This window comes from Natrinema soli (assembly GCF_028618695.1).
Genome location: NZ_JAQIVI010000484.1, coordinates 1 through 3658 on the forward strand (window position 1 = coordinate 1; position 3658 = coordinate 3658).

Below are 3658 nucleotides of genomic sequence, written 5' to 3' on the forward strand. Positions count from 1 at the left end.
GCTGTTCGACGGCTACCGCGGCGCCCCGGTGGTCGACCGGACCGCGGTGGCCGAGGCGGTCGTTACCGTCGGCGACCTGCTGGTCGAGCGCGAGGAGATCAGGGAAGTCGAGGTCAATCCGCTGCTAGCCCAGTCGGACGACGCGGTTGCGCTCGACGCGTTGGTGACGCTCGAGGACGCGTAGGACCTCGTCGCGGACGCAGGCGTTCGCGCCCGCTCGTCGACAGTGGAGAAAACGCGAAAACTGCGGCGCGTTCGAACGCGGTCAGGCGTCCTGCTGGCTCTTCTCGACGTTGACGTCCTCGAACGCGAGGTCGCGCTCGGTCACGTCGACGGTCATCGAGCCGACGTTCTCGATCTCGGCGTCGATCGTGTCACCACCGGAAATCGCGCTGACGCCTTCGGGCGTCCCGGTCGTGATCACGTCGCCCGCTTCGATGGTCATCCCGATCGAGGCGTACTCGACGACGTCGGCGCAGCTGTAGATCATGCCGCCGGTGTTCTGCTGCTGCTTGGTCTCGCCGTTGAGCTGCAGTTCCATCTCGAGGTCGTGCGGGTCGCCGACTTCGTCGGACGTCGCGACGCACGGGCCGACGATCGTGAACGTGTCGTAGGACTTGCGGTTCGAGCGGTCCTGGTCGCCCCGGACGGAGACGTCGAGAAGGATCGTGTAGCCCAGAACCGCGTCCCAGACGTCGTCGCTGTCGATATCCTTGACTTCCTCGCCCATGACGAACGCCAGTTCGATCTCGTGGTCGACGCGGCGGTCGTTGAACGGCAGTTCGATACCGTCCTCGGGCCCGGCGACGCTCGAGGGGGCCTTGAGGAAGTAGCCCTTGTCCTCGATGGTGAACCACTCCTCGGTGACGATGTCCTTGTCAACGAGGGCTTCCTCGACGTGGTTCTCGTAGTTCAGCGGCGCGGCGATGACCTTGCCGGGGCGGCGTACCGGGGACTCGATGGTGACCTCCTCGCGGTCGTAGTCGGCCGCTTCGCCCTCGTACTCGCTGGCGTCGAGGTCCTTCCGGGAGTACTCCTTGAGCGGATCGTTCGTCTCGAGTCCGAGTTCGTCGGTGACGTCGACGACGCGGTCGTCGTCCGTGAGCAAGCCCAATCGGTCCTCGTTGAATCTGACGAATCGCATGGTAGACCCACTGTCACATGCCCACATAAATAATCCCTTCTCGATCGACGATGCGAACGGGAACGACCGAGCCGTCGTCGTTCGCTCGTTGGGGCGCTTGAGGGCTCCAACACACTTATGGTCTCGTTTGACAAAAATGCGAACATGGCACAGCAGGATCCGGAGGAGCTCCTGGAATTGAGTTCTGACACGCGGAGTATCCTCGAGAAGAACAACCTCCGCCCGCTCTGGGAAGTGGAAGACGATATGGGGGGCCTCCTCGACGACCTCGAACCGAACATCTGGAAGTGGGAGGACATCAAAGCCGCCATCGACGGCATCGAGGAGGACGTCCCGATCGCCGACCTCCCTCCGGGCTTCCAGCGGCGGGTCGCGGTTCCGATCAACGCGAAGCACGCCGTCTCGAATACGATCTACGTCGGCGTCCAGACGGTCTCGCCCGGGGAGACCGCTCCCTCCCACCGCCACGCCGCCAGCGCCCTGCGATTCACCATCGACGGGCACGAGGACATGAAGACGGTCGTCGCGGGTGAGGAGTTCCCGATGCGGGACAACGACCTCGTCACGACGCCCCAGTGGGAGTGGCACGACCACGTCAATGACTCCGACGAGACCGCCGCCTGGCTCGACGTTCTCGATCTCCCGCTGTTCCTCGACACGCTGAACAACTCCCACGTCTTCGAGAACCACGAACTCGAGCGCCAGCCGGTCACGAAGACGCAGGGCTACTGGGACTCCCAGTACGGCCGCAGCCGCCCCGCGCACGAGCAAATGGATGATTCCATCCCCGGCCCGTTTCAGGGGAACAAGGAGCCGACGCCGCCGTACCGCTTCGGCTGGGACGAGATGCTCGAGTCGCTCCGGCAGCGCGCCGACAACGACGACCCGGACCCCTACGACGGGTACAGCCTCGAGTACGTCAATCCGGCCACCGCGGAGGCGCCGCTGTTTCCGACCATGTCCTTCCGCGCCCAGCTGCTCAACGAGGGCCCGACGGACGCCCACTTCCACAACTCGACGGAGATCTACTTCGTCATCGAGGGCGAGGGCGCCACCCACGTCGACGGCGAGGCTCTCGAATGGGGCAAGTGGGACCTCTTCGTCGTGCCGCCGGACAGCCCGCACCACCACGAACCGGACGACGAAGCGATCCTGCTGGGCATGACCGACCGGCCGATCCTCGAGTCGATGAACTTCTACGCCGAGGCTGAAGTCTTGGAGTGAGGGTCGCTCGGTTCGCCTCGACTGTGAGCACCGCCGGCAGCGGTATCGGCGTGTCCGTCCTATGAGGAACCGGCCGACGGGACAACGCTCTTATAGAGCGTCGCCATAACGTTGTCGTATGGCCGATTTCGAAAACCCGTACGTCGACGAGGATCCGTTCGTCCGGGCGCACTTCGACTGTCTCAACTGTGGTGGGAAGCTCTGGGAGTACGCGATTCAACGCCAAATGGTCTGCGAGGACTGTTCCGACGTTTTCTCCTCGGAGGAGGTCTTCGAAGCTAGCGTCGAATCAGCCGCCGACTGAGCCGCCGATCGCGCTGCGTTCGCGCCGAACTCCTCCATCTTCGTCAGTCGTCACCGCACTACCGTTTCCACGCTATCGCCACCGCGGTACCGGACGCGTTTTCCGCGGAGCGGCACGGGAACCGCTCATTCCGCTCTCGTCTGCGTCCATCTGCTCGAGTGTGCCCTCGAAAAAGGGGTTCGACGTGGGCACCCGGTCGGCGCGGTCAGAGCGGGTACTCGCGCGGCTCGCGCTGGATCGAGATCCACTTCGTCTCGGTCACCTCGCGGAGGAACTCTTCAGTGTTGTAGCCACCCATGCCGGAGGCGCCGGTGCCGCCGAACGGGACGTGAGCTTCGTCGTTGATGGGCTGGTCGCCGATGTGGACCATCCCCGTCTCCATGCGGTCGGCGATCGACCGCGCGGTCTCGAGGTCGCCCGCGTGCACCGACCCGGAGAGGCCGAACTCCGTGTCGTTGGCGATCTCGATCGCCTCGTCGATATCGGAGAAGGGGATCACCGGCGCGATGGGACCGAAGTGCTCGTTGCACGCCGCGACCATGTCGTTCGTCACGTCGGAGAGCACTGTCGGCTCGACGACGAGCGAGTCCTCGACGCCGTCAAGGTCGACGATTCCGCCGCCCGTCTCAAGCGTTGCACCTGCGTCGATCGTCTCCTCGACGTATTCGAGCATCTGGTCGCGCTGGGACTCATCGATCACGGGGCCGAGGTGGACCTCGTCGTGGGCGCTGCCCGCGACGAGCGACTCCGCCCGGTCGACGAGGTGGGTGACGTAGTCGTCGTAGATGGCGTCGTGGACGACGTGGCGATTGATCGAGATGCAGACCTGTCCCTGGTGGATGAACGAACCGAAAACCGCCCCGTCGACGGCGCGCTCGAGGTCGGCGTCGGCGGTGACGACGTGGGCGTTGTTACCGCCCAGTTCCATCGCGGGCGTCGCGAGGTTCTCGGCCGCCGTGGCGGCGACTCGTCGACCGACTTCCGTC

Annotated in this window: 5 protein-coding genes; 3 read left to right on the forward strand and 2 right to left on the reverse strand. The window is 64.8% G+C overall.

The genetic code is table 11. The annotated features are described in order from the left end of the window. On the forward strand, window positions 1–184 hold a 184-nt coding region (locus PGX04_RS24605; protein ID WP_273740912.1), incomplete at its 5' end, for an acetate--CoA ligase family protein. An 81-nt stretch (window positions 185–265) separates the two neighbouring features. Here the strand turns inward: PGX04_RS24605 and PGX04_RS24610 are convergent. After that, window positions 266–1144 carry a fumarylacetoacetate hydrolase family protein gene (locus PGX04_RS24610; protein ID WP_273740913.1) on the reverse strand — a complete coding sequence of 293 codons (879 nt, stop codon included), beginning with the start codon at window positions 1142–1144 and terminating at the stop codon, window positions 266–268. A 144-nt stretch (window positions 1145–1288) separates the two neighbouring features. Between PGX04_RS24610 and PGX04_RS24615 the strand changes: the two genes are divergently transcribed. After that, entirely contained in the window at window positions 1289–2368 is a 1080-nt protein-coding gene (locus PGX04_RS24615; protein ID WP_273740914.1) for a cupin domain-containing protein, read from the forward strand. A 118-nt stretch (window positions 2369–2486) separates the two neighbouring features. Further along, window positions 2487–2672, forward strand: coding sequence for a hypothetical protein (locus PGX04_RS24620; RefSeq protein ID WP_273740915.1), 186 nt, complete (start codon window positions 2487–2489; stop codon window positions 2670–2672). Window positions 2673–2877: 205 nt separating this feature from the next. On the opposite strand, the gene PGX04_RS24625 is transcribed toward PGX04_RS24620, so the two are convergent. Further along, the coding region (locus PGX04_RS24625) for an aldehyde dehydrogenase family protein (protein WP_273740916.1) at window positions 2878–3658 on the reverse strand (781 nt) is incomplete at its 5' end.

Bases quoted from the DNA above. Each gene is read 5' to 3' on its own strand.
- PGX04_RS24610 (WP_273740913.1), bottom strand. From the start codon at position 1,144: ATGCGATTCGTCAGATTCAACGAGGACCGATTGGGCTTGCTCACGGAC.
- PGX04_RS24615 (WP_273740914.1), top strand. From the start codon at position 1,289: ATGGCACAGCAGGATCCGGAGGAGCTCCTGGAATTGAGTTCTGACACG.
- PGX04_RS24620 (WP_273740915.1), top strand. From the start codon at position 2,487: ATGGCCGATTTCGAAAACCCGTACGTCGACGAGGATCCGTTCGTCCGG.